Below are 25954 nucleotides of genomic sequence, written 5' to 3' on the forward strand. Positions count from 1 at the left end.
CCTACTGCCCCCTGAATCAGCGGGCATATGCCATGTAGCACCCGATGGCGCCTCACTGGCAGTCAGGAAAATCTGCATTTTTTCGTAACAAATCCGCCAACCCTTCGGCCTCGATCGGCCGACTGATCAAATAGCCCTGCACTTCATCGCAATTTTCGGCGCGCAGGAAATCCAACTGCTGCTGGTCCTCCACGCCCTCAGCGACCACCTTGAGTGCCAGGCCGTGGGCCATGGCGATGATCGCCCGGGTAATCGCCAAGTCTTCGCGCCCCTGGCCCAGGCCCCGAATAAAGGTCTGGTCGATCTTCACGTAATCCACCGGGATGCGCTTGAGGTAACTGAGGGACGAATAGCCGGTGCCAAAGTCGTCAATGGCCAGTTTCACCCCCAGGTCGCGCAATTGCTGGAAGGTGGCGATGATGTGCTCGACGCTGTCGAGCAATTGGCTTTCGGTGAGTTCCAGCTCCAGGTACTGGGGGGCCAGCCCGGTTTCGTCCAGCACCTGGCGCACCAGGCTGACTAATTTGCCCTGGCGCAACTGGTGCACCGACAGGTTGACCGACACGCGAATCGGCGCCAGGCCCTGGCGCTGCCATTCACACGCCTGCCAGCAGGCCTGGCGCAGCACGAACTCGCCCAATGGCACGATCAACCCGGTTTCTTCTGCCAACCCGATGAAATCACCGGGCGGCACACTGCCCCATTGCGGGTGGTCCCAACGCACCAGCGCCTCGGCGGCGTTCATCTTGCCGGTGGCCAGGCACAGCTTGGGTTGGTAGAACACCTTCAACTGGCGCTCATCGATAGCCTTGCGCAGTTGGTTTTCCAACTGCAGACGCTCCAGGGTGCTGGCCTGCAGGCTGTCGGTGTAGAACTGGAAGTTATTGCCGCCCAAATGCTTGGCGTGCTGCATGGCCATGTTCGATTGGCTGACCAGCGCGGAAATTTCCCGGGCGTTATCCGGTAACAGGCTGACACCGATTGAGGCGCTGACCACCAATTCGTGGCCCTCCACTGCCACCGGCACCCGCAGCTTGGCCAGCAGCCGGGTAGCCACGCGCGCCAGGCTCGACAAGCTGCCATAAGCGTCGAACAACACCGCGAACTCGTCGCCGGACAAGCGCGCGATGGTGTCGGCTTCCGGTAAGGCGTTGATCAGGCGCCGGGCCATTTTCTGCAGCAATTGGTCGGCGATTTCATGGCCCAGGCTGTCATTGAGCAGCTTGAAGCGGTCCAGGTTGATATGCAGCAACGCCAGGCTACGACCGCCCTGGCGTACCCGTTGATGGGCTTCGCGCAGGCGTTCGCGGAACAGCGAGCGGTTGGCCAGCCCCGTCAGTTCGTCGTAATGGGTGAGGTAGCGCATGCGCTCCTCGGACTCGCGGCGCGCCGACAAATCAGCGAAGAAGCCCACGATATGGCTCACATTTCCCCGAACATCACGCACTACGCTCAGTTGTAGCCATTGCGGGTACAGCTCGCCGTTCTTGCGTGCCTCTACCAGTTCACCCTGCCAACTGCCGTGGCTCAACAGGGCCTGGCGAATCACCGGGAAGTGTCGGCGCGCATCGCGGCTGCACGGCAATTCCACGACGTTGCGCCCGAGCATGTCGTCGATATCAAAGCCGGTGACGCGGCTGAAGGCCTGGTTGACCGCAATCAGCACATATTCCGGATCCAGGATCACAATGCCTTCGCTGGCCGCCTCGAACACCGTGGACGCCAGCCGCAACTGCTCCTCCACCGCCTTGCCGGCGCTGATGTCGCGCCGGGTACCGAGCATGCGTGTCACGCGTCCGCTGGCGGTACGCTCCACGGCCCGCCCGCGATCTTCGATCCACACCCAGCGCCCGTCGCCGTGGCGCACGCGGTACTCCACCTGATAGTCCTCGCTGCGACCTTTCAGGTGCTCCACCAATGCGCGCTTGAGCAGTGGCAGGTCGTCCGGGTGCAGGCGAGGCTTGAGGTCGCGCAGCATCGCCGTGACGTATTCAGGCTCCAGGCCGAACAGTTCCTTGAGCTGGGTGTGATGGACTTCATCGGTTTGCAGGTTCCAGTCCCACAATCCCAGTTCACTGGCCTGCAATGCCATGGCCAGGCGCGCCTCGCTCTTGCTCAGGGCGAGGCTGGCGGCGTCCAGTTGCTGGCCGCGCTGTTCGACACGGTGTTGCAGGCCGATTTGGGCCTCGCGCAACTCCTGCTCGACCTGGCGCCGCTGCTCGACCTCGCGCACCAGGTCCTGATTCAACTGCTCGCTGCGTTGGCGGGCCTGCTGCAGGTGCTCGATCAGGGCCTGGTTCTGGAAGCGCCGCAGCAAGCCGCGCTGGATCAGGCGATTGACCTGCCATGCCACCAGGCTCAAGGACGCCAGCAGGATCAGGCCCAGGTAACTCCAACCCTGCAATTGCGGTTCGCCGCTGCAGAAGAGATAGAGGATGGTGGGGACCAGGCAGGGCAAGGCAAACGACAAAAACGCCGGCAGGCTCACTGCGTAGGCCACGCTGGCCGATAAAGTGGCCGCGCCAATCAGGCCAAACACCCAGGCCTGCTGCACGAAGCTGTCCAGTGGTACCAGGGCAATGGCCGCGCTTGCCAGGGTCAGGCCACTGGCTGCCGAGCCCAGCATGAACATCCGTCGCCAGATCGGCTGCGCCTGCCGGCTGGGCAGGGCGCTATCGAAGGCCGCCACCTGGATCACGCGCAACGCCACCAGGGCCAGCAACCACACCAGCCAACTGCCGACTTGCACGTAGCGCTGCGGGCTCCAGAGCAACCAGGCGCAGACCAGGCCGTTAACCAGCATCAATAAGGTGGGCAGCAACGAACCTTGGTACAACAGACGCGTGCGCTCGACCGCCATCTCCATGGCGTAGTGCTTGCGGACAACCTGCGCCGGCGCGAGAGAAGGTCCAGGCAGGTCAGTGCTGAGGGTCATAGGCAGTGTTCTTATAATGGTGAGCCCGAAACGTCGACGGAGCATACACAAGCAGGCGTGCAGACCAAACTGCTCTGGATCATAAAAATCCGCGAATAAACCCGCGCAAACCTTTGGCCCAGAGGGGCTGAACAAGACAGGGCGCGGGCTGCAGGCGATGACTTACCGGTCATCCCTGTGGATCGATTATTTGCCGATTGTAGATCGCCGCTGTTTTTTTGTGCCGACCATCCGGCAATGGGATTTGCCCCCCTTCCCCCGGCACCCTAGAATGCGCCGATGCGCGATGATCTCTCCCTTTTGCTGAACTCCCTCAACGATGCCCAACGCCAGGCCGTAGCAGCCCCCGTTGGCCGTCAGTTGGTCCTGGCCGGTGCTGGCTCCGGTAAAACCCGAGTGCTGGTGCACCGTATCGCCTGGTTGATCCAGGTCGAGAACGCGTCCCCGCATTCCATCCTGTCGGTGACCTTCACCAACAAGGCCGCTGCCGAGATGCGCCACCGCATCGAGCAGTTGATGGGCATCAGCCCGGCCGGGATGTGGGTCGGCACCTTCCACGGCCTGGCGCACCGCTTGTTGCGGGCCCACTGGCAGGAAGCGGGCCTGGCCCAGACCTTCCAGATTCTCGACAGCGATGACCAGCAACGCCTGGTCAAGCGGGTGATCCGCGAGCTGGGCCTGGATGAGCAACGCTGGCCGGTGCGCCAGGCCCAATGGTTTATCAACGGCCAGAAAGACGAAGGCCTGCGCCCGCAACATATACAGGCCAGTGGCGACCTGTTCCTGGCCACCATGCGCAGCATCTATGAAGCCTATGAAGTGGCCTGCCAGCGTGCCGGGGTCATCGACTTCTCCGAGCTGCTGCTGCGGGCCCTCGACCTGTGGCGCGATAACCCCGGTTTGCTGGCCCATTACCAGAAGCGCTTCCGGCACATTCTGGTGGATGAGTTCCAGGACACCAACGCCGTGCAGTACGCCTGGTTGCGCCTGCTGGCCAAAGGCGGCGACAGCCTGATGGTGGTGGGCGACGACGATCAGTCGATCTACGGCTGGCGCGGCGCGAAAATCGAGAACATCTACCAGTATTCCGACGACTTCCCGGATGCCGAGACCATTCGCCTGGAGCAGAACTACCGCTCCACCGCCGGGATCCTCAAGGCCGCCAACGCCTTGATTGCCAATAACACCGGGCGCCTGGGCAAGGAGCTGTGGACCGACGGCGGCGAAGGCGAGGCGATCAACCTTTACGCGGCCTTCAACGAACACGACGAAGCGCGCTACGTGGTGGAAACCATTGAAAGCGCCCTGAAAACCGGGCTGGCCCGTAGCGATATCGCCATTCTGTACCGCTCCAACGCCCAGTCGCGGGTACTCGAGGAGGCTTTGCTGCGCGAGCGCATCCCGTACCGCATCTATGGCGGCCAGCGCTTCTTCGAACGTGCGGAAATCAAGAACGCCATGGCCTACCTGCGCCTGCTGGAAGGTCGCGGCAACGATGCGGCGCTGGAGCGGGTGATCAACGTACCGGCCCGGGGCATTGGCGAGAAAACCGTCGAGGCGATCCGCGAACACGCACGGCACAGCGATGTGTCGATGTGGGAGGCCATGCGTCTGCTGATCGTCAATAAAGGCCTGACAGGTCGCGCTGCCGGGGCGTTGGGCGGGTTTGTCGAGTTGATCGACAACCTTGCCGCCAAGTGCCTGGAAATGCCGCTGCACCTGATGACCCAGACGGTGATCGAGCAGTCGGGCCTGATCGCTTATCACGAAGCGGAAAAAGGCGAGAAAGGCCAGGCTCGGGTAGAAAACCTTGAGGAACTGGTCAGCGCCGCCCGCGCCTTCGAGAACAGCGAGGAAGATGCCGACCTGTCGCCATTGGCGGCGTTCCTCGGCCATGCATCGCTGGAAGCCGGCGATACCCAGGCCGACGAACACGAAGACAGCGTGCAGTTGATGACGCTGCACAGTGCCAAGGGCCTGGAGTTTCCCTACGTGTTCCTGGTGGGCATGGAAGAAGGGCTGTTCCCGCACAAGATGAGCCTGGAAGAGCCCGGCCGCCTTGAGGAAGAACGCCGCCTGGCCTACGTTGGGATTACCCGGGCGATGCAGAACCTGGTGATGACCTACGCAGAGACGCGTCGCCTGTATGGCAGCGAGACCTACAACAAGGTGTCGCGTTTCGTACGGGAAGTGCCGAAGGGGCTGATTCAGGAAGTACGCTTGTCCAACAGCGTCAGCCGGCCGTTCGGCGGGGGCCAGCAACAGAATTCCAGCAGTATGTTTGCCGGTTCGGAAATTCCCGAAACCCCGTTCAGCCTTGGCCAGCAGGTCAGGCATGCGATCTTTGGCGAAGGGGTGATCCTCAACTTCGAAGGTGCCGGGGCCCAGGCCCGCGTGCAGGTGAACTTCGCTGAAGGCAGCAAGTGGCTGATGATGGGTTACGCCAAGCTTGAAGCGGTCTAAACGAGCTTGCTCGCGAAGATCGTCAACGATAACGCGGGCATCCTGAATGAACGTAGTGTCTTAGGGTTTTTCGCGAGCAAGCTCGCTCCTACACCGTGTCCGAATACCTCCTACGGAGCATTCGGATTAGGCCTTACGCAAAAGCCCGAAACATTATGTCGCTAGCCACTGTCAGTACACCTGTGCAACATGGCGCGCGTGCAATCCACAAATGGGAATTCCCTTTATGAAACGTTTTCTTAGCATCGCCATGGCGTTGTGCATCGGCCTGACGATGAGCCTCGACGCCAACGCCAAACGCTTTGGTGGCGGCAAAAGCTCCGGCGCAGCGCCGAGCCATCAGACCAGCCAAATGGCCCCAGCCGCTGGCGGCATGGGCGGAGCGGCTGCCACCGCAGGTGCAGCCGGTGCCGCAGGCGCTGCTGCCAAGGCCGGCGGTGCTTCGCGCTGGTTGGGCCCTCTGGCCGGTATCGCTGCCGGTGGCCTGCTCGCTTCCATGTTCATGGGCGGCGGCTTCCAGGGCATGCAGATCTTCGACATCCTGATCATGGCGGTCATCGCCTTTGTGATCTTCCGCTTTATCGCCGCCCGTCGCCGCAAGCAGCAGGAGCACCTGGCTCCAGCCGGCGCGCCGATGCAGCGTGAAGTGTTCGAGCAAAAGCCTGCCATGGGTTCGATCTTCGGCGGCTCGGCGGCACCTGCTGCTGCCGCTCGTCCGGTGATCAACGCGCCAGCCTGGTTCAATGAAGAGCGTTTCGTCGAAGCGGCCCGCAACCACTTCCAGTCCCTGCAGCAACACTGGGACGCCAACGAAATGGACAAGATCGCCGAGTTCGTGACCCCGCAATTGCTGGAGTTCCTCAAGCGCGAACGTGCCGAACTGGGCGACGCATTCCAGTCGACCTACATCGACGACCTGCGTGTGCAACTGGAAGGTGTGGATGACCGCGCCGACAAGACCATCGCCACCCTGACCTTCAGCGGTGTGTCGAAGACTTCGCGCTTCGACCAGGGCGAAGTGTTCAGCGAAAGCTGGAACATGGAACGTCCGCAAGGCGAAAACCAGCCTTGGCTGGTAGCCGGTATCCGCCAGAACGGCTGATCCGCAAAGGCGCATAGCCTGCTGTAACAAACACCCCGGTCGGGTGCAGCGCTCCAAAGCGCCTGCACCGCCGGGGTGTTTTTTTGCCTGCGGAAAACTCAGTGCGGAGTTTTACTGGATTAATGAGAACGACTCTCATTATACTCGCCCTCCCCGGTTCTGCCCGAGCATAGGAAAGTGCCGCCGTGCTGGAAAAACTGTTCACTCAACACGCCCCTGCGTTGCATCGTTACCTGTTGCGCAAGAAGTGCTCCCCCAGCCTGGCCTCCGACCTGGTGCAGGACACATTTTTGCGCATCGCCCAGCTGGAGAGCCTGGAACGCGTGCTGTGCGCACCGTCCTATCTGTTTCGGGTGGCGCACAACCTGATGATCGACCATCACCGCCGCTTTGGTGAAAAGCGCTATGACAACGACCCCACGGCCTTTTTCGCCACGTTGGTCGATGAGACCAGTTGCCCTGAAGAACAGGCACTCGGCGCACTCGAACTGGAACACCTGGAAAGCCTGCTTGAGCGCATGCCTGCCCGTACCCGCGACGTATTTATGCTCTGCCGTGTCGAGGGCATGACGCACAAAGAGACCGCGCGCTATTTACGGATATCCACAAGCTCTGTACAAAAACACATGGCAATGGCCCTGGCCAGGATTGGTCGGGCGCTGGAACCTGGCCAAGAGGGCTGAGCCTTGTGTACGACAAAGAGCCAAAAGGTAAATAGACCCAACCGTGAACGCCTCCCCACAGACTATCGACCCGGTAGAGCGCAAAGCTGCCGACTGGGTGATGCGCCATCGCCAAGGACAGCTTTCGGCACGTGAACTCGAGGCCTTTGAGCACTGGCTGGCTGCCGATCCATTGCACGCCGCCGCCGCCGAGCGCGCCAATCGTGCGTGGCAGGCCACCGCACAGCTCAAGCAGCGTCCCGGTTATGTAAAACCCCAGCGCCCGCCGCGGTCCGCCTGGCTGCGCATACCGGTTGTCGGCGGCAGCGCCTTGGCCGCACTGACAATCGGCTGTTGGATGCTGTTGGCGCCACCTTTCTGGGTGCAAGCCCTGAACAGCGACTATCACACCGGCTTTGGCGAAGTACGCCAGATCACCCTGGCCGATGGCAGCCAGGTGCAGTTGGGCAGCCACAGCATTCTCAACCTGGCCTACGACGACCAGACCCGGCGCGTGCGCTTGAGCCAGGGCGAAGCCGTATTCACACCTGCGCCGATGAATGAACAGGAGCGTCGCCCCTTCACCGTCCAGGCACCCGGCGCCGATATCACGGCACGCGGCACCCGTTATCTGGTGGGCATTGGCAAGGATCGCGAAGGCTGGGTGGGCGTATTGCAGCACCGGGTCGAGGTCAACCTGACCGATCACGGCCGCGATGAGGCAGCCGGCTCGGCATTGCTTGAGCAGGGCAACAGCCTGCGTTTCAGCCCGAAATCGGGCCTTGTACCGCTGAGCACCAGCCCCGAGGAATTGGCCAGTTGGCAGGAAGGACGACTGGTGTTCCAGCGTGAGTCCCTGGCCGACGCCACTGCCCGCATCAATCGCTATCGACCTGGATTGGTGCTGGTCAAAGGTGAGGCGCTGCGCAACGTCAAAATCAGTGCAGTGATGCGCCTGGATAACCTGGACGAAGCGCTCAAGCACCTGGTGGCGCAAGCCCATGGGCGGATTGTCGAGTTACCTGGATTGACACTGATCTACTGATAAACCTTAAGAAATAAGATAAAAAACTCTATACATAGATCATAACGATCTATCGCGTTTTTGCAGCTGGGCCGTTTCTACTACATGTGAATAAATCTTATTTACTTTAGTGAGGCCGGTTTTGCAGACGCAAGAGAACAACAAAAAGTGCAGGGCAACAAAACGCACCCGGTTGAGCCTGGGAATTCGGTTGGCCGCCATTGCGCTGGTCGCCGATGCCGCGACCATCAGCCCGGTGCGGGCAGCCCCAGCCGCCAGTGCAGCGCACGCCCCGGCCACTGCTGTACATAATTTCGACGTGCCTACCCTGGCCCTGGATCAGGCCTTGGTGCTGCTGGCGCGCCAGGCCGGTGTCGAGCTTTACCTGGGCAGCAACGACTTCACCAACAGCTACGGCAACCCGGTCAAGGGTCGCCTGTCCCTGGACGCAGCGTTGCAAACATTGCTGGCCAATCAAGGTGTCACCTACAGCCTCGGCGGCCCGTCCGACCGCCCGATCATCCAGGTACAACCCGGGCCGAACTCGGCCGGCATCCTGCCTGGCGACCTGCACCCCACCTATGTGCTGGGCATGGAAGGCAAACAGTCGCGCGACGAAAAGGGCTACAACGACGTCTACGACCAGGACATCTCCACGGTCTACGCCGGCAAAGAGCAGATCGAACGTTACAAAGGCGCGGCCCCCGCCGATATGTTCAAGGGCATGCTGAACGTGTACAGCGGCGATTCGCGTAACAGCGGCGCGCTGGACCCGAACATCCGCGGCATCCAGGGCCCGGGGCGCGTGCCGCTGACCATCGACGGCACCGAGCAGGCAATCACCGCTTATCGCGGCTATATGGGCGCCAACAACCGCAACTACATCGACCCCAACCTGATCGGTAGCATCAAGGTGTTAAAGGGCCCGAACCTGGAGCGCAACGTCTATAGCGGCATCGGCGGCGCGGTGGTGGCCAGCACCCTGAACGTCGACGACGTGCTCAAGCAGGACCAGGAATATGGTGGCGAACTTAAAGTAGAAGGCAGCAACAACTCGGTGTCGCCCAAACTGCCGACGCTGATGACCGGACAAATGCCCAGCCCCGGCTATGAATACTCGCCTATCAGGGGCTATTACGATCACTCTTTGTACAAACACCCACGCACCAGCAGCAGTAACAAGCTGCTGTCCAGCGATGACTCCGCCTACCGCCTGGCACTGGCCACCCGCCAGGAAAAATTCGAACTGCTGGCCGCCTACGCCTTTCGCGAAAAAGGTAACCACTACGCGGGCAAGAACAAGAGCGACTTCTACTCCAGTGGAAAGCAAGTCAACGGACAGTTTGATTACATTCCCAACCTCGCGACCATCTACAAACCGGGCGATGAAGTCCCCAACACCTCCAGCAAGATGGAGTCCTGGCTGGGCAAGGCCAAATTCAAGATCGATGAAAACCAGTCCCTGGAGTTCGGCTACCGCGACACCGATGCGCTGTATGGCGAGATCCTGCCATCACGGATCTCGTTCTTTAAACCCGGCACAACTTACGACGCCGCCACCAACGGCGTGCCGCAGTGGCCGTTGAGCCATGTGCAAAGCAAAGCCTACAACCTGGAATACAACCTCAAGCCCGAGGGAAACCCGTGGGTGGATTTCTATTCCAACCTGTGGATGACCAACACCCGCAGCGATACCTACAGCAGCGGCGGCGTCCCCAATCAAACCACCCTCGCCGACCCGGTGTACCGTAATACCGCCCTGGCCAACTCCAAGCATGATCGTATCGGCCTGACCGCAAGCAACAAGTTCAAGTTGCTCGACAGCCTCGATCTGACGCTGGGTGGTAGTTACCAGCATGAAAAGTTGGGCTCGAACGACAACTATTACGACCCCATCATCAGTGACACGTTGCGCATGTACCCTCGCGCCGGCCGCCGTGAAGAGCAGGAGTACAACTTCAAGTTCGACTGGCGTCCCGTGAGCTTCGCCAAGTTTGAGGCGGGGATGCGTTATTCGTCTTATTGGGCATTTGATGATTATTTGAAAAGTGCTCAGGATAAGAGCGGAATAACAACGCAGTTTGAAGAAACCGGACGTCGCGTATATTACACCACGCGAAAGACACTGACCGACGCCGAGTTACAAGCCGACATCGATCGACAAATTGCAAGCAACAAAGTTTTCTGGGATATGTTTGATACTCCGGAATCAGAGCGCCAAGAGATAATTGACGTAATCAAACAACAAACGCCCCGTGTGCAGGACACTCAGCACCGGGCAGATTGGGCGAGCGATGGCAAAGGTGGTTATTCACGCGATAACAATCCATGCATTAACGGATTGAATGCAGGCGAAAATATTATTTCCTGCAGCGCAGGCGGTAATGGTGAAGGCTACGAGAAAGATATAACGGCCAAGCATCAGAAAGACAGCGGTTGGACGCCCTCATTGTCTGGCACGTTTTACACCTCGGAAAATGGCCGGGTCTATCTTCGCTACAGCGAGGCCATCCGTTACCCGAGTATGTTTGAAAGCACCATTGGCTTCTCCTCCTCGGTCAATCCCTGGGGCCTCAAGCCTGAGCATGCCCATAACTACGAAGCCGCCTACATCCATAACCTGGCCGGCTGGGGGGGCAGCGAAACCGCCGACATCAAGCTGAGCTATTACTACAACACCACCAAAAACGTGATCGAACGCGACCCACAACTGCGCTTCAGCAACTTGGAAAAGCAGGTCACTTCGGGTGTGGAGTTCCAAGGGCGCTACGATAATGGACGGTTTTTCACCGACATGAGCATTGGTCATGTCCTGAAAAACAGAGTCTGCGATGAAAACTCGGCTGTCTCCGTCAGCACCGACGGCAGTACCCCCAACTGCGTGGATGACGGATTTGTAGGCGGATACCTGGTGAGCATGGCAATGCCGGAGTGGACTGCCAACCTTGGTCTGGGTGCGCGATTCCTTGATCGAAAGCTGGAAGTGGGCGGACGGGCTATTTATTACCGCCAACATGAAAACAAGTTTTATGACAACTACCCCAACAGCGCCATGGTCAGTTATTACCTGAATACGCCTATGTCATGGGACAAGATCGTCACTTATGACGCCTACGTGAACTACAAGTTGACCGATGACGCATCCATCGAGTTAACCGGCACCAACTTGAGCAACCTTTATTACATCGACCCACTGACGCGTTCGGCCATGCCTGCGCCGGGTCGAACTTTGAAGCTCGGTTTCACCGCTACTTTTTAATCCTGGAGGTATTGCATGGGAGGCTAAGAAGAAATTGGCAAACGCTTGACGTGTTGACTTAATTTAAATCACTCAATGGATGATGAAATGAAATCTTTCAACTACACAGTATTGGCAATGGCACTTCTGGGTCTGGCTGGCGTTGCTCAAGCAGCCACTTCTTCTGGTCAAAGTTACGATGGCACGATCGTCGTTGACGGTTCCAGTGGCTCAGGCTCCACCAACCACCCAGGCTCCGCTGGCCAACCGGCCATTGGCGTCAAGGCTTTTTACAACGGCACTAAAGTCGCTTTCAGCGGTTTGAAAGGTATGGCTGCCACCGATGCCAATGGTGTCTCCACTATCACCACCGCGATGATGCCACCCTCTCACTCCACACTGGGCAACTTCGACTTCAAACAAGTCGCCAGCCAGCAGGTGTACTACGGCGAGTGGTCGCAGACTGGTGCCAACAATGACCCAAGCCGTGTCGTGTACTACTCCGGCGATACCGCTGGCCGCGTACTGCCAACGGCCAGCGTGACCTACGCGGTACAGGGCATCAACAACTACTCCGGGGCTAACATGCTGTCTGGCGACCTGACCGCATCCTTCGGCACAGCGGCCCCGACTCTGGTCGGTTCGCTGAGCAACAGCACGCTGAAGGTCCAGTTGGCGGCCAACATCAACACCGCCGACGCCAGCTTTGCCGGCAACGCTGCAGCGCGCGATGCAGTCACTAATGCAAGCCTCTCAACCGGCACCACCCAAGGCAGCTTCTTCGGCGCAGGCTCCACCGCGTCGCTGGCCGGTATCACCACGTTCTCCAATCGCGACTACGACACCTCCTTCGGTGGCGTAGCCAAGTAATCGCCGGTTGAACCTGTTGTAGCACCACCCAAGCAAGTGCCTGCCCCCAGGCACTTGCTTTTGGCGTTTTGAAGCGATCCCGAGAGCCCGGTAATGCCCCAGCCCTACTGCAAGCGATCCCTCACGCTCCACGCTTTACCCTTTTCCCTGCTGCTGTTCATGGCCCCTGCGCTATTTGCTGCCGACCAGGACACCAGCTTGCGCCTGAACCAGACCATCGAGTACCGCGCCAATCAGCAAGAGCGCGAGTTGCTCAAGGATGAATTGCCCAGCGACGGCGCCGCGCCACTCTTGAACATCGACGGCCAGGACTACACCGTCGGCAACAACCTGGATGAATTGGGCCGCGCGGTGTACGTGTCCCTCTCACGCCAGAACTGGCCACAGGCCAGGGACTATCTCAAACGCTACACCGCCCTGCCCGGCCATGATCCGATGCTCACCGCCTATGCCAAGGGTGGCCTGGCCCGCGCCGATGGCGACCTGGAGCAAGCCGAAGATTATTACCGCCAATTGCTGGCGATACAGTCCGACTTCCTGCCGGGCCGCCTGGAGCTGGCGCGGGTGCTGTTCGAGAACCGCAAGGATGGCGAGTCCAACGCCGTATTCCAACAGATCAGCAGTGGCCTCAGCCCCTCCGACGCGCAGGCCATGGGCCTGGGCAAGACCGTCGACAGTTTCAAGCAGGCCCTGGATCACCGCGAAGACTGGCAAGGCTCCTTCGCCATTGGCCCGACCTGGGGCAAAAACCTCAATCAGTCCCCCGAAAGCACAGTGACGTATCGCTACGTCACTGCCGAAGAAACCATTCTGGTCCAACGCTCGCTGCCCAAGGCTGTGTCTGCCCACGGCGCGGATTACGAGGCCACGCTCAACAAACGCATCGCCCTCAGCGGTCATCACGGGGTGTTCATGCGCTCGCTGTTGTACGGCCAGGCGTATGAAAAGGAGAGCAAGTACAACGAAAGCACCCTTATCAACAACGCCGGCTACAGCTATCACGATGCGAAAAACCAGTACTCCCTCGGGCCATCGTATGAGTTCAACACCATCGCCGACAACGCCATGTACAGCGCCTGGGGGTTGCGGGGCGAATGGATTCACACGTTATCGGCTACGCGCATGTTCAAGCTGGAGGGCGAATACAAGGACATGGCCTACAAGCACGACCTCAACAGCAACCTCGACGGCGGCATTAGCTCGGTCTACGCCACTCTGTGGCAGGCCCTGCCCCAGCGCTGGACGTTGTTCGGCGGCGTCGACCTGAGCCAGCGCAACGCACGGGATCGCACCCAGGCTTACCTGCAAAAAGGTGTGCGGCTGGGCGTCGCCAAGGATTTCGAGGTGGGAGTCAGCGCTGTGCTGTTCGCGTCATACCGCAAACGCCAATACGATGCCTACAGCGCCCTCGTCGATGACCGACGCAGCGACGATGAACAGGGCTACACCTTTATCCTGCGCGCCCCACGCCTGGCGGTGATGGATGTGGTGCCCAGTCTGACGGTCAAATACAACAAGGTCGTAAGCAATGTCGACTGGCTTTATTCCTACGACAAAAACAGCATCAGCCTAAAGCTGGAAAAGCAGTTTTAACCGTCTTCACCGGGTTTTCTATTTCGCGGTTGCACTTATAGCGAGCTACTGTATAAAACGCCCCTATAAACCGCGCCATCTAGCATGAGGATCCCGGCCGTGGAAGAAGTTATCGAACAATTGCGTGAAGCCAACGAACCGGTACCGGTTCCTCTGGAACTGCCCGACGAAGATCAGTTGGTGGAAGTCGAAGAACAGCTGTTTATCAACATCCCGTTTGTGTTCAAGGAATTCCTGCTGACCGTCAGCGATGTGGTGTACGGCAGCCTGGAGCCGGTGACCATCACCGACCCACAGTCCCACACCTATCTGCCGGAAGTCGCGGCCAATGCCTGGGATATCGGCGTGCCTCGCGAGCTGATCCCGATCTGCCAGGACGGTGACGATTACTACTGCGTCGAAGAAGACGGCACGGTAGTGCTGTGGTCCGGCGAAGAAGAGCTGGTCACCGAAGAGTCCTGGGAATCGGTGTGGCACTGGGCGCGGGACGTCTGGCTAGAAAGCTGATCTCACAAACCCTGCGTACGGCTCCTACGGTGAGTCGTTCGCCAGAGGGGGGTGCTCAGTGCTCCGGGGTGTCCTTGTGGTTATCCAGGGTCTCCAGCAAGGCCACTTGCATGCGCGTATGTATGCGGATGAACCAGCGCCAGAGCACTGCGGCCACCGCAGCCGTGACCACGGCAATCAACACCAGCAGCTTGTTGGTCGGCAGGATACTGGCCGACAAGGCCGCCAATAGCAGGAAGATCACTAGCAGCGAGAGGATCGGGATCAGTTCGGCAATCACCCGTCGCACGCGCTGGGTATGACGCCCGGCCATTTCCGGCTTCACGCTCATCTCCGCCAGCAACATCGACAGCGCCTTGAGCTTGCGATACGCGGCGATCAAAAATGGCAGCGACAGCAACAATGCACCGCCCCAGATCAATGCCTTCTGCCAACTCGGATCACTGATCCAGCCTTCCAGATACCCGCCAATTCGTGCCGCGAAGAAACTACCGGTAAAGAAAATCGCCACCACCAGTGCCAGGTTCACCCCTACCTGCAGGATGATCTTGCGGATCATCGACGCCAGCATCGCGCCCTCGCCTTGGGGCGAAATACTGCGCAGCCATTCGCCATACATGCCAAACACCCGGCTCAGGCGCTGCGGCATCACCGCTGCGATCTTCAATGACAACGGGTCGGCGCCACGGATCAGGTACGGCGTCAGCAGCGTGGTAATCGCGGAAACCGCCACCGCCACCGGGTAAAGAAAGTCGCTGGTGACCTGCAAGGTCATCCCAAGCGCCGCAATGATGAAAGAAAATTCGCCAATTTGTGACAGGCCCATCCCGACCCGCAACGAAGTCCGGCCGTCATTACCGGCGATAAACGCGCCAAGGCCACAGGACAGCATCTTGCCCAGCACCACGGCTACGGTAATGACCGCAATCGGCCAGGCGTATTGCAGCAGGATCTGCGGGTCGATCATCAAGCCGATCGCCACGAAGAAAATCGCGCTGAACATGTCGCGAACCGGCTCGATCAGACGCTCGATTTTCAGCAGCTGCCGGGATTCGGCCATGATCGCGCCGATCAGGAAGGCGCCCAGCACCATGCTGTATTCGAGCTTGACCACCAGCAGGCAAAAACCGAAACACAGGCCCAAAACGGTGATCAGCAGCATCTCGTTGCTTTCGAATTTGGCCACGTAGGCCAGCAGCCGAGGCACCAGCAGAATGCCGATCACCAGGGCCACGATCATGAACAGCGAGAGCTTGCCCACCGTGGAAAACACCTCGCCGGAGCTGACCGTGCCGCTGACGGCGATGCTCGACAACAAGGCGATGATGCCGATACCGAGGATGTCTTCGACGATCAGCACGCCAAAGATCAGTTGGGCAAAGCGCTGGTTTTTCATCTTCAGGTCGTTGAGCGCCTTGACGATGATAGTGGTCGAGGAAATCGCCAGGATCGCGCCGAGGAACAGCGAGTCCATGGTGTTCCAGTCGAACCATTGGCCAATTTCGTAGCCAATCCAGATCATCAGGATGATTTCCATGAAGGCCGCGATAAACGCCGTGGCACCCACTTTGAACAGCTTGCGCAGGCTGAACTCCAGGCCCAGGCAGAACATCAGGAAGATCACCCCCAGCTCGGCCAGGGTCTTGATGGTGTCTTCATCGTGGATCAGGCCGAAGGGCGGCGTGTGCGGGCCAATGATGAAGCCGGCGACGATGTACCCCAGGACGACCGGCTGCTTGAGACGATGGAACAGGATAGTCACCACCCCCGCCACGAGCATGATCACGGCCAAGTCCTGGATAAAGCTGATGGCGTGCATGGCGAGGGGCTCCTTGAGGGTACTGGCACTGTCCCGATTTCCACGCGGCCGCTACAACGGCGCGAAATGTGCGGAAGGAAAAGTCTGCCTTAATCGTAAGAAATGCCCTTGAAATGGGCTTTTCAAGGGTAACACCGCGACTTCCGGCAGAAAGCCGGTGCAATATATGGAAACAGATCGCCTTGGGCGTGACGGCAAACCCCGTCCCGGCGTCCCGTAAGGGATGGCGCTGTAATGATTCCAGCATCCGCAGAGGTGCCCCCCAACCAATGCCTACAACCGTGAGTGTGCTATGGAACCCGGAAACGCCCAGCTGTCGATGACGGTATTGATGACCCCTGACATGGCCAACTTCTCAGGCAATGTCCACGGAGGCACCCTGCTCAAGTACCTCGACGAAGTGGCCTACGCCTGCGCCAGCCGTTATGCCGGGCGCTATGTAGTCACGCTGTCGGTGGACCAGGTGATTTTTCGCGAGCCGATCCATGTCGGCGAGTTGGTGACGTTCCTGGCGTCGGTCAACTACACCGGCAACACTTCGATGGAAGTGGGGATCAAGGTGGTCACCGAGAACATCCGCGAGCGCTCGGTACGTCATACCAACAGCTGCTTCTTCACCATGGTCGCGGTCGACGACGACCGCAAACCGGCCGCCGTGCCGGCGTTGCAGCCACAGAACAGCGAAGACAAGCGCCGGTTTATCCAGGGCAAACAGCGCCGGCAGATCCGCCAGGAGCTGGAGAAGCGCTACCAGGAGATCAAGGCTGACGTGTAAACCCAATCAAAATGTGGGAGCGGGCTTGCTCGCGAAGACGGTGGATCAGTCAATACATGTGCTGACTGGTACAGCGTCTTCGCGAGCAAGCCCGCTCCCACATTGGGTGGGTGGTGTCAGAGGCTGATCGGCGTGGCTTCGAAACGTACGCGCGGGTGGGCAATGCGATCCTGGGCTCGCACCAACTCCAACTCGTAACTGGCACACGCCTGGGTTTCCAGCAGGACTTCGTGAACAGCCGCCGCGGTGAACTCAAAGGCCGCCAGCAGGCTGTCGCCCAGCAGCACCCGCGCCAGGAACAACCCTGAGGTCAAGTCGCCCACTCCCACCGGCTGGCGCGGGAATGCCAGCAGCGGCCGACGCAGGTGCCAGCTGCCTTCGGCAGTCACCAGCAGCATCTCGAAACCGTCCGCCAGCTTGCCCGGGTAGTCCAGGTGCTTGACCAAAACCGCTTTGGGCCCTCGCGCCAGCAGGGCCCGCGCCATCCCCAGGCAATCGAACAGCGACTGCGGTTTACGCCCGGAAAAACTGTCCAGCTCCAATTGGTTGGGGCACAGGAAGTCGGCCATGGCCACCGCTTCGTCCAGCAGAAAATCACTGACTTCCTGGGGCACGATGCAGCCTTTTTCCGGATGGCCCATCACCGGGTCACACAGATACAGCGCCTTGGGGTTGATCGCCTTGATACGTGCCACGCCGGTCAGGATCGCCCGGCCCTGGGCGGCGCTGCCCAGGTAGCCGGACAGCACTGCATCACAGTTGCCCAGTTCGCCAATCGCCGCGATCCCCTCTACCAGCGCAGGAATTTGCTGCGGCGCCAACACTTCTCCCGCCCACTGGCCATACTGGGTATGGTTGGAGAACTGCACGGTGTTGAGCGGCCAGACGTTCACCCCGACCCGCTGCATGGGAAACACGGCGGCGCTGTTGCCGGCATGGCCAAAGACCACGTGGGACTGGATCGCAAGCAGATGAGGCGTACGTTTCATGCGGGGACTTCCGTAAAACCGTTAAATTCTGGCCGCGCAGTATGCGACTAAAAGCAGCCTGTACGACAGACCGGAGACACAGTTAAGCTGGCCTTACTTTGTTGGAGCAAATCGCATGCTGACCCTGGGAAATATCTTTGTGCTGATGTTGCTGGCGGCGGCTGCCGCCTGGGTGTGGCACAACCACGGCCTGCGCGAGCGGGCGTTGGAGAGGGTCAAACAGCATTGCGCCAAGCTCGATATCGAACTGCTCGACGGCGCCGTGGCTTTGAAACGCATCGGTTTCGTCAAGGACGCCAACGGCCGTCGGCGTTTGGCGCGGGTCTACAACTTCGAGTTCACCGTGACCGGCGAAGCCCGCCATCCCGGGACCATCACCCAGTTTGGTGCCCACAGTGCGCAGATCGAACTGGCACCCTACCCGTTTGAAATAAAGACGCCACCGCCCAGTGCCGAAGTGATTGAACTGAGCCAGTGGCGCCAGGAGCACAGCAAGACCCGTCACTGACGGCAATTGGCCAAGGCTGTTTGCAGCATCGCCGCGTCCTGTTGCTCACTGAAAATCAGCTCGATACGTGAGTCCCGGCGCCATTCGCTGGGCTGCCAGGTGAGTGTGGAGTTATCCACAGCGTTGGCCGAGACCCAACCATCGGCGCTGTGGATAACCAATTTGGCGCGCTGCCAGTCCAGGCTCTCCAGCCATTGCCGGACTTTGCAGGTGTCGAATTGCTGGCTCGGATGCCAGCGCCAACCAATGCTCCACGCACCCGCCTGGGCCTGGTGCAGGCAAATCGGTACGCAGGGATCGCTCCAGACGGCCGGAATCTGCCCCAGCCCCTTGGGTGTCTCGAAGTTATCCACAGCCGCCCGCGCCTGAGCATCAAGCCCCGGCAGCCGGGCCAATGGCAGTTGCGCCTGTCGGGTCCAGAAAACCTCGCAAGCCGGCAGCGAACTTTCAATCTCACCGCGCTGTACGGCATCCAACCCTTCATCCTTGTTCAGCACCAGCAGCCCGGCACTGGCCAGAGCTTCACGCTGGGACTCGGGCAACGGCCTGCCTGCCGCCAAAGCCTGGGCGTCGAGTACCAGCACACAAGGCTGGACGGCCAGCACGGTTTGCCAAGGCGCCTGGCGCAACTGCTCAAGCAATTGCGCCGGATGGCCAAGCCCCGAGGGCTCGATAAACAGCCGGTCAGGCTTGGCCTTACGCAACAATCGACCCAGGCCTACCTGGAACGGCGCGCCATTCACACAACACAAGCAGCCGCCGGCCACCTCACCGAGGGCAATGCCGTCGTCATCCTGGGTCAGCAGTGCGGCATCCAGGCCAATCTGCCCGAACTCATTGATCAACACCGCCCAACGCTCATTGGATGGGCGCTGGGCGAGCAGGTGCTTGATCAGGCTGGTCTTGCCTGCCCCCAAAGGGCCGGCAATCACATGGGTGGGAATGTTCTGCAGCATCGTGGACATTATTCAGGCCGTGTAGAGACGCTTGATCCTACCCGGTTATGCCAACCAATCCAGCGTCAGAATCAACCGCCGTTCGTTGGCGGCCAACGCCGGCGAGCGATGAACCAAGCCGTAGCCTTCATTGCCGCGCCACTTTTCGCCCTTGAGCAGGGCGACTTCACCACAGTGGATCTGCTCGATGCGCTCGCTGGGTTCCGCGTCTGCCTGGCTCAACTGGCGGCGGTCCATCACCCCTTCGCGCAGCCACTGACTACCGATGCCGGCATAGGTGGTGATCAGGCGCACGGGTACGTGATCGACATGAAAACGCGGGCACATGGCCTTGTCCAGCAGCCTCAGCCGCACACCGATGCGCTTGGCCCCCAACAGGCAGGCAAAGGCGCTGACCAGCCATGCCACATCGGCGATAAACCCGTCGTAACCTTCAAGGTCACGACAACCTGCCGCCAGGCCCAGTAAGTTGGGCTCAGCTTCTTCGCTGTCCAACTCCACCACCAGCGACTCGGCAAGCGGCTCGTTCAGCGAGACCAGCAAGGCGCCAAACTCGGCGATATGCAGCGGCAACTGGCGCTGCCACAGCGCCAGGTTGACGCCGTTATCCAGGATGTCGGCCAGCGCCAGCGGGGTTTCCCCACGGGTCTGGCGAATGACCGGACGCAGTTGAATCACAGGTGCCAGCATCAGGCGGCTGCCTCCTCGTACCAAGGGCCAAAAGGATCGACCAGCAGGCGCCAACCATCGACGCCCAGGGCCATTTCATCGTCGGTCAGCAGGCACCCATCCAGTTCAGCGCGCAGTTGCGCAAAATCGATGTTCTGCCCGATAAACACCAGTTCCTGGCGGCAGTCGCCGGTGCTCAGTTGCCAGTTGCCCATGATCGCCGCGACGCTTTCCTGGTCTTCGGGCCACTGGCTCTTGGGCACAAAGCGCCACCACCGACCGGCAAAACCATGGCGCATCAGGCCACCGGCCTGGGACCAACTGCCGGCATCGCGATGCTTGCTGGCCAGCCAGAAAAAACCCTTGGAGCGCAGCAACTTGCCGTTGCTCCACGGGCGGTCGATAAAGTCGAAAAAGCGCTGGGGATGGAATGGCCGACGCGCCCGATAGGCCGTGGAGGCAATGCCATATTCCTCGGTCTCCGGCACATGCTCGCCGCGCAACTCCTGCAACCAGCCCGGCGCCTGGGCCGCGCGCTCGAAGTCAAAACGCCCGGTATTGAGGATCTCGGCCAGCGGCACCTCGCCCATCACCATGGGAATGATGCGTGCCTGGGCATTCAGGCGCTCGAGGATGGCCACCAGTTCTTCACGTTCGTGGCTGCTGATCAGGTCGATTTTGCTGACAAGGATGACGTCGGCAAACTCGATCTGTTCGATCAGCAGGTCGGTGATGGAGCGCTCATCGTCCTCACCCAGGGTTTCGCCCCGGGACGCCAGGCTTTCAGCGGCCTGGTAATCGAGCAGGAAGTTCATGCCGTCGACCACAGTGACCATGGTGTCGAGCCGTGCGATATCCGCCAGGCTCTGGCCGTTCTCATCGCGAAAGGTGAAGGTTTCCGCCACCGGCAGCGGCTCGGAAATGCCGGTGGATTCGATCAGCAGGTAATCGAATCGCCCTTCCTTGGCGAGCTTTCCTACTTCGATCAGCAAGTCTTCGCGCAACGTGCAGCAGATGCAGCCGTTGCTCATCTCCACCAGCTTTTCTTCGGCGCGATTGAGGCTGACGTCACGCTGGACAGCGGCCCCATCGATGTTGATTTCGCTCATATCGTTGACGATCACCGCCACCCGCAGGTTTTCGCGGTTGCGCAGGACGTAATTGAGCAGCGTGCTTTTACCGGCGCCGAGAAATCCGGACAGCACAGTAACGGGTAGTCGGTCGGTCATCAGGTGTTCCTCATCAGGTTGGCCGGTCAAATCGCCCGTTGATGGCGTTCGCGCAGCTCTTCACGTTCTTTGGCTTCGATACACAGGGTGGCCGTGGGCCGCAGCAACAGGCGCTTGAGGCCAATCGCCTCGCCCGTCTCGCGGCACCAGCCGTATTCACCGCGAGCGAGGTGCTCGAGGGCTTCATCAATCTTGTCCAGCAGCTTCTTTTCCCGCTCCAGCAGGCGTAGTTGCCAGTGGCGTTGTTCTTCGGCGCTGCCGACATCGGCGGGGTCGCTATTGGGCTCCTGCTCGCGCAGCACCATGAACTCGGCATCGATGCGCGTTTGCAGGTCAGAGCGCTGGGCCAACAACAGCTCACGGAAGAAGGTTTGCTGGGCCTCATTCATATAATCGGCGGGCGGCTGGGCGAGCAGGTCTTGTTCAGTCATGGGGGCGATTCACGGGTCAGGCTGTTTTTTGATGTTATAGTATAACAATACAAATAAGCCAATCCCCTCTTGCCCGCCACGACGAAGGGCGCAATCCTTGAGCCCGTCCATTCCCCGAGAAACCTTATGAGATATGTGTTGTGCGGCGTGTTGCTGCTGGTTGCGAGCCAGGCCAGTGCCCAAGTGTCCAACGCCCTGGCCACCTGCACGCGCAGCGCCACCCTGTTGGCCTGCATTGATGCCCAGGGCAATGCCTACAGCGCCGCGACCGTAGGCAACACCACGTATTTGCGCGGGTTCGAGGTAGACGGCAAACGCTACTGGGCGCAGACCAACAGCCGCTATGGCCAGTTGACGTTCTTCACCGGGCTGGCCTCCGATGGCGAGGCGTGGGTCGGCTATACGCGGCGCGTGGGCTGGACCACGATCAACCGGTTTTCCAGCTCCGGCGGTTCCAGCGCCAAGTTCACTTGTAGCCGGATCAGCGGTTGCTAGGCCTGGCCTTTTTGCTGCTCCTGAGCCCAGGCCATATAGCTGTTGATCGGTGGATTCTTCTGGAAGTAACGCTGCAATCCCTCAAACAGGCCATCCGCGATTGCCTGTTGATGGCGCGCAGTAACCAGCCGCTGGCTGTCGCGGACGTTGGAGATAAAGCCCGTCTCCACCAGGATCGACGGCACGTCCGGCGACTTGAGCACCGCAAACCCCGCCTGCTCCACCCGCTTTTGATGCAGCGTGGTGATACCCGCCAGGCTGCCCAGCACGGCATTGCCTAGTTGCAGGCTGGCGGCCAGGGTGGCGCTCATCGACATATCAAGAATGACCCCAGCGAGCATCGGGTCCTTGTCCTTGAGGTTGAGCAGGCTGGTGGCGCCCAATAGATCTGCGCCATTTTCCCGCTGCGCCATGAAGCGCGCGGTCGCCGAGGTGGCGCCGCCTTCGGACAAGGCATACACCGAAGCCCCTGACGCGGTCAGTCGCGGCGCCGCATCTGCGTGGACCGAAATAAACATATCGGCCTTGTAGCGCCGGGCGATCTCCACCCGTTTGCGCAGCGGCACGAAGAAGTCATCGTTGCGGACCAGCTTCACGGTAAAGCCCTTCTCGCGTTTGAGCCGCTTGGCCAGCAACTGCGAGATAGCCAGCACCACGTCTTTTTCCCGCTCACCCTTTGCCCCAACCGCGCCGGGGTCCTTGCCACCGTGACCAGGGTCGACCACGACGATAATGTCGCGCTTGGGATGCGCCTTCTCCACCGGTGCTTGGCGGGCGCCGCTGCTCAGGTCCAATACCAGGCGATGCCCCTGCCCATCCTGCGGCGGCAGGACAAAACTGTTGAGCTGCATCGGTTGAGCCAGATCGAGAACGATCCGTGTCCCGCCCGCATTCAGACGCCCTGAGCGAATCGCAGTAATGCCAGTGTTGGCCAATGCCAATTGGCTGAAATCCCCGCTCAGGCCTGCGCCGCTCAAGTCGATGATCAGCCGCTCGGGCGCGTTCAGGGAAAAGGTGCTGTAGCTCACCGCACCACTGAGGTCGAACACCAGTCGCAGCTTGTCGTTGGAGCGCCACAGGCGCGCATTGCGAATCTGCGTCGCATGCACCGCAAAAGGCAAAGTAAACACGGAGCTGGCCAGCAGCAGGCTTAGGAGTTGACGTCTGTGCATGACACTCACCGCAGAAAAATAATCGTCGATCTAATTGTTATACTATAACATGTCGCTTTATATCCAACGATGGACCTGCTTATGAATGCGCTGACTCTGCCGGATATCGCCGCGCAGGCTTCTCGCCAAGCCTTGCCACTCGACTGGGTGGGCATGTGTGGCATTGCCCTGCCAATCCTGATCGACGGCCAACGTTTGAGCGCCAAGGCCGATGCAGGAGTAAGCCTGGACGATGGCGAAGCGCGCGGCATTCATATGTCGCGCTTATACCTGGCGCTGGAAATGCTTGAGTCACAAGACCTGCAACCAGCGTTGCTGCGTCAGGTGCTCCAGCGTTTTCTCGATAGCCATGAAGGCCTGTCGAGCAGCGCGTACCTGCGGATTCATACCGACTTGTTGCTCAAACGTCCTGCGCTGGTCAGCCCGCTCACCGGCTGGAAGAGCTATCCAGTGAGCATCGAAGCGCGCCTGGAAAAGCAGATGTTCCACGTGGAACTAAAAATTGACGTTACTTATTCCTCAACCTGCCCTTGCTCGGCTGCCCTCGCCAGGCAGTTGATTCAGCAGCAATTTATCGATGACTTTGCCAACACAACGCTGCAACACGAAGACGTGCTGGCCTGGCTTGGAAGCGCCAAAGGGATCATCGCCACGCCGCACAGCCAGCGCAGCACTGCGCAATTGCTGGTGGCTCTGCAAGCTGGGCAACCCACGCTGCCACTGACTGAGTTGATCGACCACGCCGAAGCCGCCCTCGGCACCGCCGTGCAGACCGCCGTCAAACGTGCCGATGAGCAAGCCTTCGCCTTGGCCAACGGCCAGAACCTGATGTTCTGCGAAGACGCCGCCCGCCGCTTGAACCTGGCGCTGCAACGCTCGATCGCGGTGCAAGCCTTTCACGTCAAAGTCATCCACGCCGAAAGCCTGCACGCCCACGACGCCGTGGCCGAAACCCGTTGGACGAGGGCTACCACGTGATCCGCTGCGATGCCCTGCGCTGGGGCGCACCAGGCCAACCGCTGACGCCGGCCATCGATATCGAACTGGGCAAAGGCAGCCTGACCGCTGTTATCGGCGCTAACGGGTCGGGTAAAAGCAGTTTGTTGAAAGTCATCGCCGGCCTGCAAAAGCCCCTGGCCGGCAAAGTCACCCTGGATGTTCCGCGGCGCGGCGGCCTGTCATACCTGGCGCAGCAGCAACACCTGGACCGACAATTCCCCATCAGCCTGCAAGAGCTGGTAGCCGCCGGTCTATGGGGCACCCAACACTCCCAGCAGCAACGCAGCCAGCGCTTGCAAACGGTACTGCAAGACTGGTGCCTCAACGGTCTTGAACTGCGCCCCTTGATGGCCCTGTCCGGCGGTGAGTTGCAACGCGCCCTGCTCGCCCGTCTCAGCCTGGCTCAAGCGCCTGTGTTGTTGCTGGATGAGCCCCACGCCGCACTCGATGAACAAGGCCAGGCACTGCTGTGGAAACATATCCACGCCTGGCATGCCGAAGGCCGCACCTTGGTGGTTGTCTGCCATGACCTGGCCGCCGTACGCCAACACCTGCCGCAAGCACTGCATATCAAAAGCAGCGGCTGCGTGCTCGCACCCAGCACACAGTTGATCCTTCAGCAGCCGCAGATGCAGGTCGCCTGATGCACCTCGCCGCCCAACTGTGGATGCCCTTCAACGACTTCGTGTTTATGCGTCGCGCCCTGCTCGGTGGCCTGCTGCTGGCGTGTAGCACGGCGCCGCTAGGGGTGTTCCTGATCCTGCGGCGTATGAGTCTGATCGGCGATGCCGTGGCCCACGGCATCCTGCCCGGCGCCGCACTGGGCTTCTGGTTTGCCGGCCTGAGCCTGCCGGCACTGACCCTCGGCGGCCTCGGCGCCGGCTTGGGCATGGCCGGCCTCGCCGCGTGGATCACCCGCCGCACCGGCCTGCGCGAAGACGCCAGCCTGGCTGCGATCTACCCGATTTCCCTGGCGGCCGGTGTGCTGATCCTCGGCCTGGCCGGCAAGCGCCTGGACCTACTGCACCTGCTGTTCGGCTCGGCGCTGGCGGTAGACGGCCCGACATTGACCGGCATGGTGTGGGTGTCCGGTTTCAGCCTGATCGCCATGGCACTGATCTACCGGTTGCTGGTGCTGGACACCCTCGACCCGCTATTCCTGCAAACCGTCAGCCGCCTCGGGCCTTTGGCCCATGGGGTGTTCCTGACCCTGGTCGTGCTGAACCTGGTGATTGGTTTCCAGGCCATCGGCGCCTTGATGGTGGTCGGCCTGATGATGTTGCCTGCGGCGGCGTCCCGCTTCTGGAGCCGGCGGCTGCCGATGTTGATTGCAGTCTCGGCTGTGCTGGGATGCCTGTCGGTATGGCTCGGGCTGTTGCTGTCGTTCTACTACTCGCTGCCCAGCGGCCCGGCGATTGTCCTGGTCGCTGGCGGCTTGTACCTGCTGTCCGTGGTGCTGGGGCCGGTACATGGCTTGCTGCGCTGCCCGCCCTTGCTTACATCCCAATGAGGTGTTTT

The 25954-nt window shown here is 60.4% G+C and carries 22 protein-coding genes; 14 read left to right on the forward strand and 8 right to left on the reverse strand.

Translation table 11 applies throughout. From position 1 onward, the window contains the following. Window positions 1-52: 52 nt before the first annotated feature. Entirely contained in the window at window positions 53-2935 is a 2883-nt protein-coding gene (locus HKK57_RS08995; RefSeq protein ID WP_070996656.1) for an EAL domain-containing protein, read from the reverse strand. Window positions 2936-3214: 279 nt separating this feature from the next. Between HKK57_RS08995 and uvrD the strand changes: the two genes are divergently transcribed. From uvrD to HKK57_RS09035, 8 genes are all read left to right on the forward strand, one after another. Next, complete coding sequence (gene uvrD, locus HKK57_RS09000) at window positions 3215-5398, forward strand: DNA helicase II (protein ID WP_029290045.1); 2184 nt, start codon at window positions 3215-3217, stop codon at window positions 5396-5398. Between the two features lie 226 nt (window positions 5399-5624). Then, window positions 5625-6500: a Tim44 domain-containing protein gene (locus HKK57_RS09005; protein WP_029290048.1), complete on the forward strand. Its 876-nt coding sequence runs from the start codon at window positions 5625-5627 to the stop codon at window positions 6498-6500. Window positions 6501-6685: 185 nt separating this feature from the next. Next, window positions 6686-7183: an RNA polymerase sigma factor gene (locus HKK57_RS09010; RefSeq protein WP_029290050.1), complete on the forward strand. Its 498-nt coding sequence runs from the start codon at window positions 6686-6688 to the stop codon at window positions 7181-7183. A gap of 43 nt (window positions 7184-7226) precedes the next feature. Beyond that, window positions 7227-8207 (forward strand): FecR family protein, encoded by a 981-nt coding sequence (locus tag HKK57_RS09015; protein WP_237150401.1) that lies wholly within the window; start codon window positions 7227-7229, stop codon window positions 8205-8207. 190 nt (window positions 8208-8397) lie between these two features. Beyond that, window positions 8398-11445, forward strand: a complete 3048-nt coding sequence (locus HKK57_RS09020) for a TonB-dependent receptor domain-containing protein (RefSeq protein WP_237150400.1) — start codon at window positions 8398-8400, stop codon at window positions 11443-11445. 87 nt (window positions 11446-11532) lie between these two features. Then, window positions 11533-12294 (forward strand): Slam-dependent surface lipoprotein, encoded by a 762-nt coding sequence (locus HKK57_RS09025; RefSeq protein ID WP_169390043.1) that lies wholly within the window; start codon window positions 11533-11535, stop codon window positions 12292-12294. Between the two features lie 93 nt (window positions 12295-12387). Next, window positions 12388-13887, forward strand: coding sequence for a surface lipoprotein assembly modifier (locus tag HKK57_RS09030; protein WP_154907142.1), 1500 nt, complete (start codon window positions 12388-12390; stop codon window positions 13885-13887). A gap of 99 nt (window positions 13888-13986) precedes the next feature. Then, window positions 13987-14394, forward strand: coding sequence for an SMI1/KNR4 family protein (locus HKK57_RS09035; protein WP_029290059.1), 408 nt, complete (start codon window positions 13987-13989; stop codon window positions 14392-14394). Window positions 14395-14449: 55 nt separating this feature from the next. On the opposite strand, the gene HKK57_RS09040 is transcribed toward HKK57_RS09035, so the two are convergent. Next, entirely contained in the window at window positions 14450-16213 is a 1764-nt protein-coding gene (locus tag HKK57_RS09040; RefSeq protein ID WP_029290060.1) for a cation:proton antiporter, read from the reverse strand. Between the two features lie 292 nt (window positions 16214-16505). Here HKK57_RS09040 and HKK57_RS09045 point away from each other — a divergent pair, with 292 nt between their 5' ends. Beyond that, entirely contained in the window at window positions 16506-16988 is a 483-nt protein-coding gene (locus tag HKK57_RS09045) for an acyl-CoA thioesterase (RefSeq protein WP_029290061.1), read from the forward strand. A gap of 116 nt (window positions 16989-17104) precedes the next feature. On the opposite strand, the gene pdxY is transcribed toward HKK57_RS09045, so the two are convergent. Further along, on the reverse strand, window positions 17105-17977 hold the full coding sequence (gene pdxY / locus HKK57_RS09050; RefSeq protein ID WP_032856675.1) for a pyridoxal kinase PdxY: 873 nt from the start codon (window positions 17975-17977) through the stop codon (window positions 17105-17107). A gap of 115 nt (window positions 17978-18092) precedes the next feature. Between pdxY and HKK57_RS09055 the strand changes: the two genes are divergently transcribed. Then, on the forward strand, window positions 18093-18485 hold the full coding sequence (locus HKK57_RS09055) for a DUF3301 domain-containing protein (protein ID WP_029290064.1): 393 nt from the start codon (window positions 18093-18095) through the stop codon (window positions 18483-18485). Here the strand turns inward: HKK57_RS09055 and HKK57_RS09060 are convergent. The 4 genes from HKK57_RS09060 to dksA are packed head-to-tail and all read right to left on the reverse strand — an operon-like array spanning window position 18479 to window position 21770. Next, window positions 18479-19441 carry a CobW family GTP-binding protein gene (locus tag HKK57_RS09060; RefSeq protein WP_169391187.1) on the reverse strand — a complete coding sequence of 321 codons (963 nt, stop codon included), beginning with the start codon at window positions 19439-19441 and terminating at the stop codon, window positions 18479-18481. The two genes, HKK57_RS09055 and HKK57_RS09060, sit on opposite strands and share 7 nt — an antisense overlap. A 45-nt stretch (window positions 19442-19486) precedes the next feature. Continuing rightward, window positions 19487-20131: a DUF1826 domain-containing protein gene (locus tag HKK57_RS09065; protein WP_169390044.1), complete on the reverse strand. Its 645-nt coding sequence runs from the start codon at window positions 20129-20131 to the stop codon at window positions 19487-19489. Beyond that, window positions 20131-21339: a zinc metallochaperone GTPase ZigA gene (zigA, locus tag HKK57_RS09070; RefSeq protein ID WP_070996650.1), complete on the reverse strand. Its 1209-nt coding sequence runs from the start codon at window positions 21337-21339 to the stop codon at window positions 20131-20133. Before zigA ends, HKK57_RS09065 begins: the two co-directional genes overlap by 1 nt. A 26-nt stretch (window positions 21340-21365) precedes the next feature. Further along, window positions 21366-21770, reverse strand: a complete 405-nt coding sequence (gene dksA, locus HKK57_RS09075; RefSeq protein ID WP_029290072.1) for an RNA polymerase-binding protein DksA — start codon at window positions 21768-21770, stop codon at window positions 21366-21368. 126 nt (window positions 21771-21896) lie between these two features. Between dksA and HKK57_RS09080 the strand changes: the two genes are divergently transcribed. Further along, window positions 21897-22265 carry a glutamine synthetase gene (locus HKK57_RS09080; protein ID WP_070996647.1) on the forward strand — a complete coding sequence of 123 codons (369 nt, stop codon included), beginning with the start codon at window positions 21897-21899 and terminating at the stop codon, window positions 22263-22265. Here the strand turns inward: HKK57_RS09080 and HKK57_RS09085 are convergent. Then, window positions 22262-23437: an N-acetylmuramoyl-L-alanine amidase gene (locus tag HKK57_RS09085; protein WP_154907143.1), complete on the reverse strand. Its 1176-nt coding sequence runs from the start codon at window positions 23435-23437 to the stop codon at window positions 22262-22264. The two genes, HKK57_RS09080 and HKK57_RS09085, sit on opposite strands and share 4 nt — an antisense overlap. Before the next feature lie 81 nt (window positions 23438-23518). Here HKK57_RS09085 and folE2 point away from each other — a divergent pair, with 81 nt between their 5' ends. Genes folE2 through HKK57_RS09100 form a run of 3 tightly spaced genes read left to right on the forward strand, consistent with a single transcriptional unit; the run spans window position 23519 to window position 25946 of the window. After that, window positions 23519-24415 carry a GTP cyclohydrolase FolE2 gene (gene folE2, locus HKK57_RS09090; protein WP_154907144.1) on the forward strand — a complete coding sequence of 299 codons (897 nt, stop codon included), beginning with the start codon at window positions 23519-23521 and terminating at the stop codon, window positions 24413-24415. Then, window positions 24412-25080 carry a metal ABC transporter ATP-binding protein gene (locus HKK57_RS09095; RefSeq protein ID WP_029290080.1) on the forward strand — a complete coding sequence of 223 codons (669 nt, stop codon included), beginning with the start codon at window positions 24412-24414 and terminating at the stop codon, window positions 25078-25080. Before folE2 ends, HKK57_RS09095 begins: the two co-directional genes overlap by 4 nt. Next, window positions 25080-25946, forward strand: a complete 867-nt coding sequence (locus HKK57_RS09100) for a metal ABC transporter permease (RefSeq protein WP_169390045.1) — start codon at window positions 25080-25082, stop codon at window positions 25944-25946. The genes HKK57_RS09095 and HKK57_RS09100 overlap by 1 nt, the downstream gene beginning before the upstream one ends. Window positions 25947-25954 lie beyond the last annotated feature (8 nt).

This window comes from Pseudomonas sp. ADAK21 (genome assembly GCF_012935735.1).
Lineage (GTDB): Bacteria > Pseudomonadota > Gammaproteobacteria > Pseudomonadales > Pseudomonadaceae > Aquipseudomonas > Aquipseudomonas proteolytica.

Coding starts and splice junctions, on each gene's coding strand:
- folE2 (WP_154907144.1), top strand. CDS start 23,519: ATGAATGCGCTGACTCTGCCGGATATCGCCGCGCAGGCTTCTCGCCAA.
- HKK57_RS09030 (WP_154907142.1), top strand. CDS start 12,388: ATGCCCCAGCCCTACTGCAAGCGATCCCTCACGCTCCACGCTTTACCC.
- HKK57_RS09005 (WP_029290048.1), top strand. CDS start 5,625: ATGAAACGTTTTCTTAGCATCGCCATGGCGTTGTGCATCGGCCTGACG.
- HKK57_RS09085 (WP_154907143.1), bottom strand. CDS start 23,437: ATGCACAGACGTCAACTCCTAAGCCTGCTGCTGGCCAGCTCCGTGTTT.
- HKK57_RS09055 (WP_029290064.1), top strand. CDS start 18,093: ATGCTGACCCTGGGAAATATCTTTGTGCTGATGTTGCTGGCGGCGGCT.
- uvrD (WP_029290045.1), top strand. CDS start 3,215: ATGCGCGATGATCTCTCCCTTTTGCTGAACTCCCTCAACGATGCCCAA.
- dksA (WP_029290072.1), bottom strand. CDS start 21,770: ATGACTGAACAAGACCTGCTCGCCCAGCCGCCCGCCGATTATATGAAT.
- pdxY (WP_032856675.1), bottom strand. CDS start 17,977: ATGAAACGTACGCCTCATCTGCTTGCGATCCAGTCCCACGTGGTCTTT.
- HKK57_RS09060 (WP_169391187.1), bottom strand. CDS start 19,441: ATGCTGCAGAACATTCCCACCCATGTGATTGCCGGCCCTTTGGGGGCA.
- HKK57_RS09025 (WP_169390043.1), top strand. CDS start 11,533: ATGAAATCTTTCAACTACACAGTATTGGCAATGGCACTTCTGGGTCTG.
- HKK57_RS09065 (WP_169390044.1), bottom strand. CDS start 20,131: ATGCTGGCACCTGTGATTCAACTGCGTCCGGTCATTCGCCAGACCCGT.
- HKK57_RS09080 (WP_070996647.1), top strand. CDS start 21,897: ATGAGATATGTGTTGTGCGGCGTGTTGCTGCTGGTTGCGAGCCAGGCC.
- HKK57_RS08995 (WP_070996656.1), bottom strand. CDS start 2,935: ATGACCCTCAGCACTGACCTGCCTGGACCTTCTCTCGCGCCGGCGCAG.
- HKK57_RS09100 (WP_169390045.1), top strand. CDS start 25,080: ATGCACCTCGCCGCCCAACTGTGGATGCCCTTCAACGACTTCGTGTTT.
- zigA (WP_070996650.1), bottom strand. CDS start 21,339: ATGACCGACCGACTACCCGTTACTGTGCTGTCCGGATTTCTCGGCGCC.
- HKK57_RS09040 (WP_029290060.1), bottom strand. CDS start 16,213: ATGCACGCCATCAGCTTTATCCAGGACTTGGCCGTGATCATGCTCGTG.
- HKK57_RS09045 (WP_029290061.1), top strand. CDS start 16,506: ATGGAACCCGGAAACGCCCAGCTGTCGATGACGGTATTGATGACCCCT.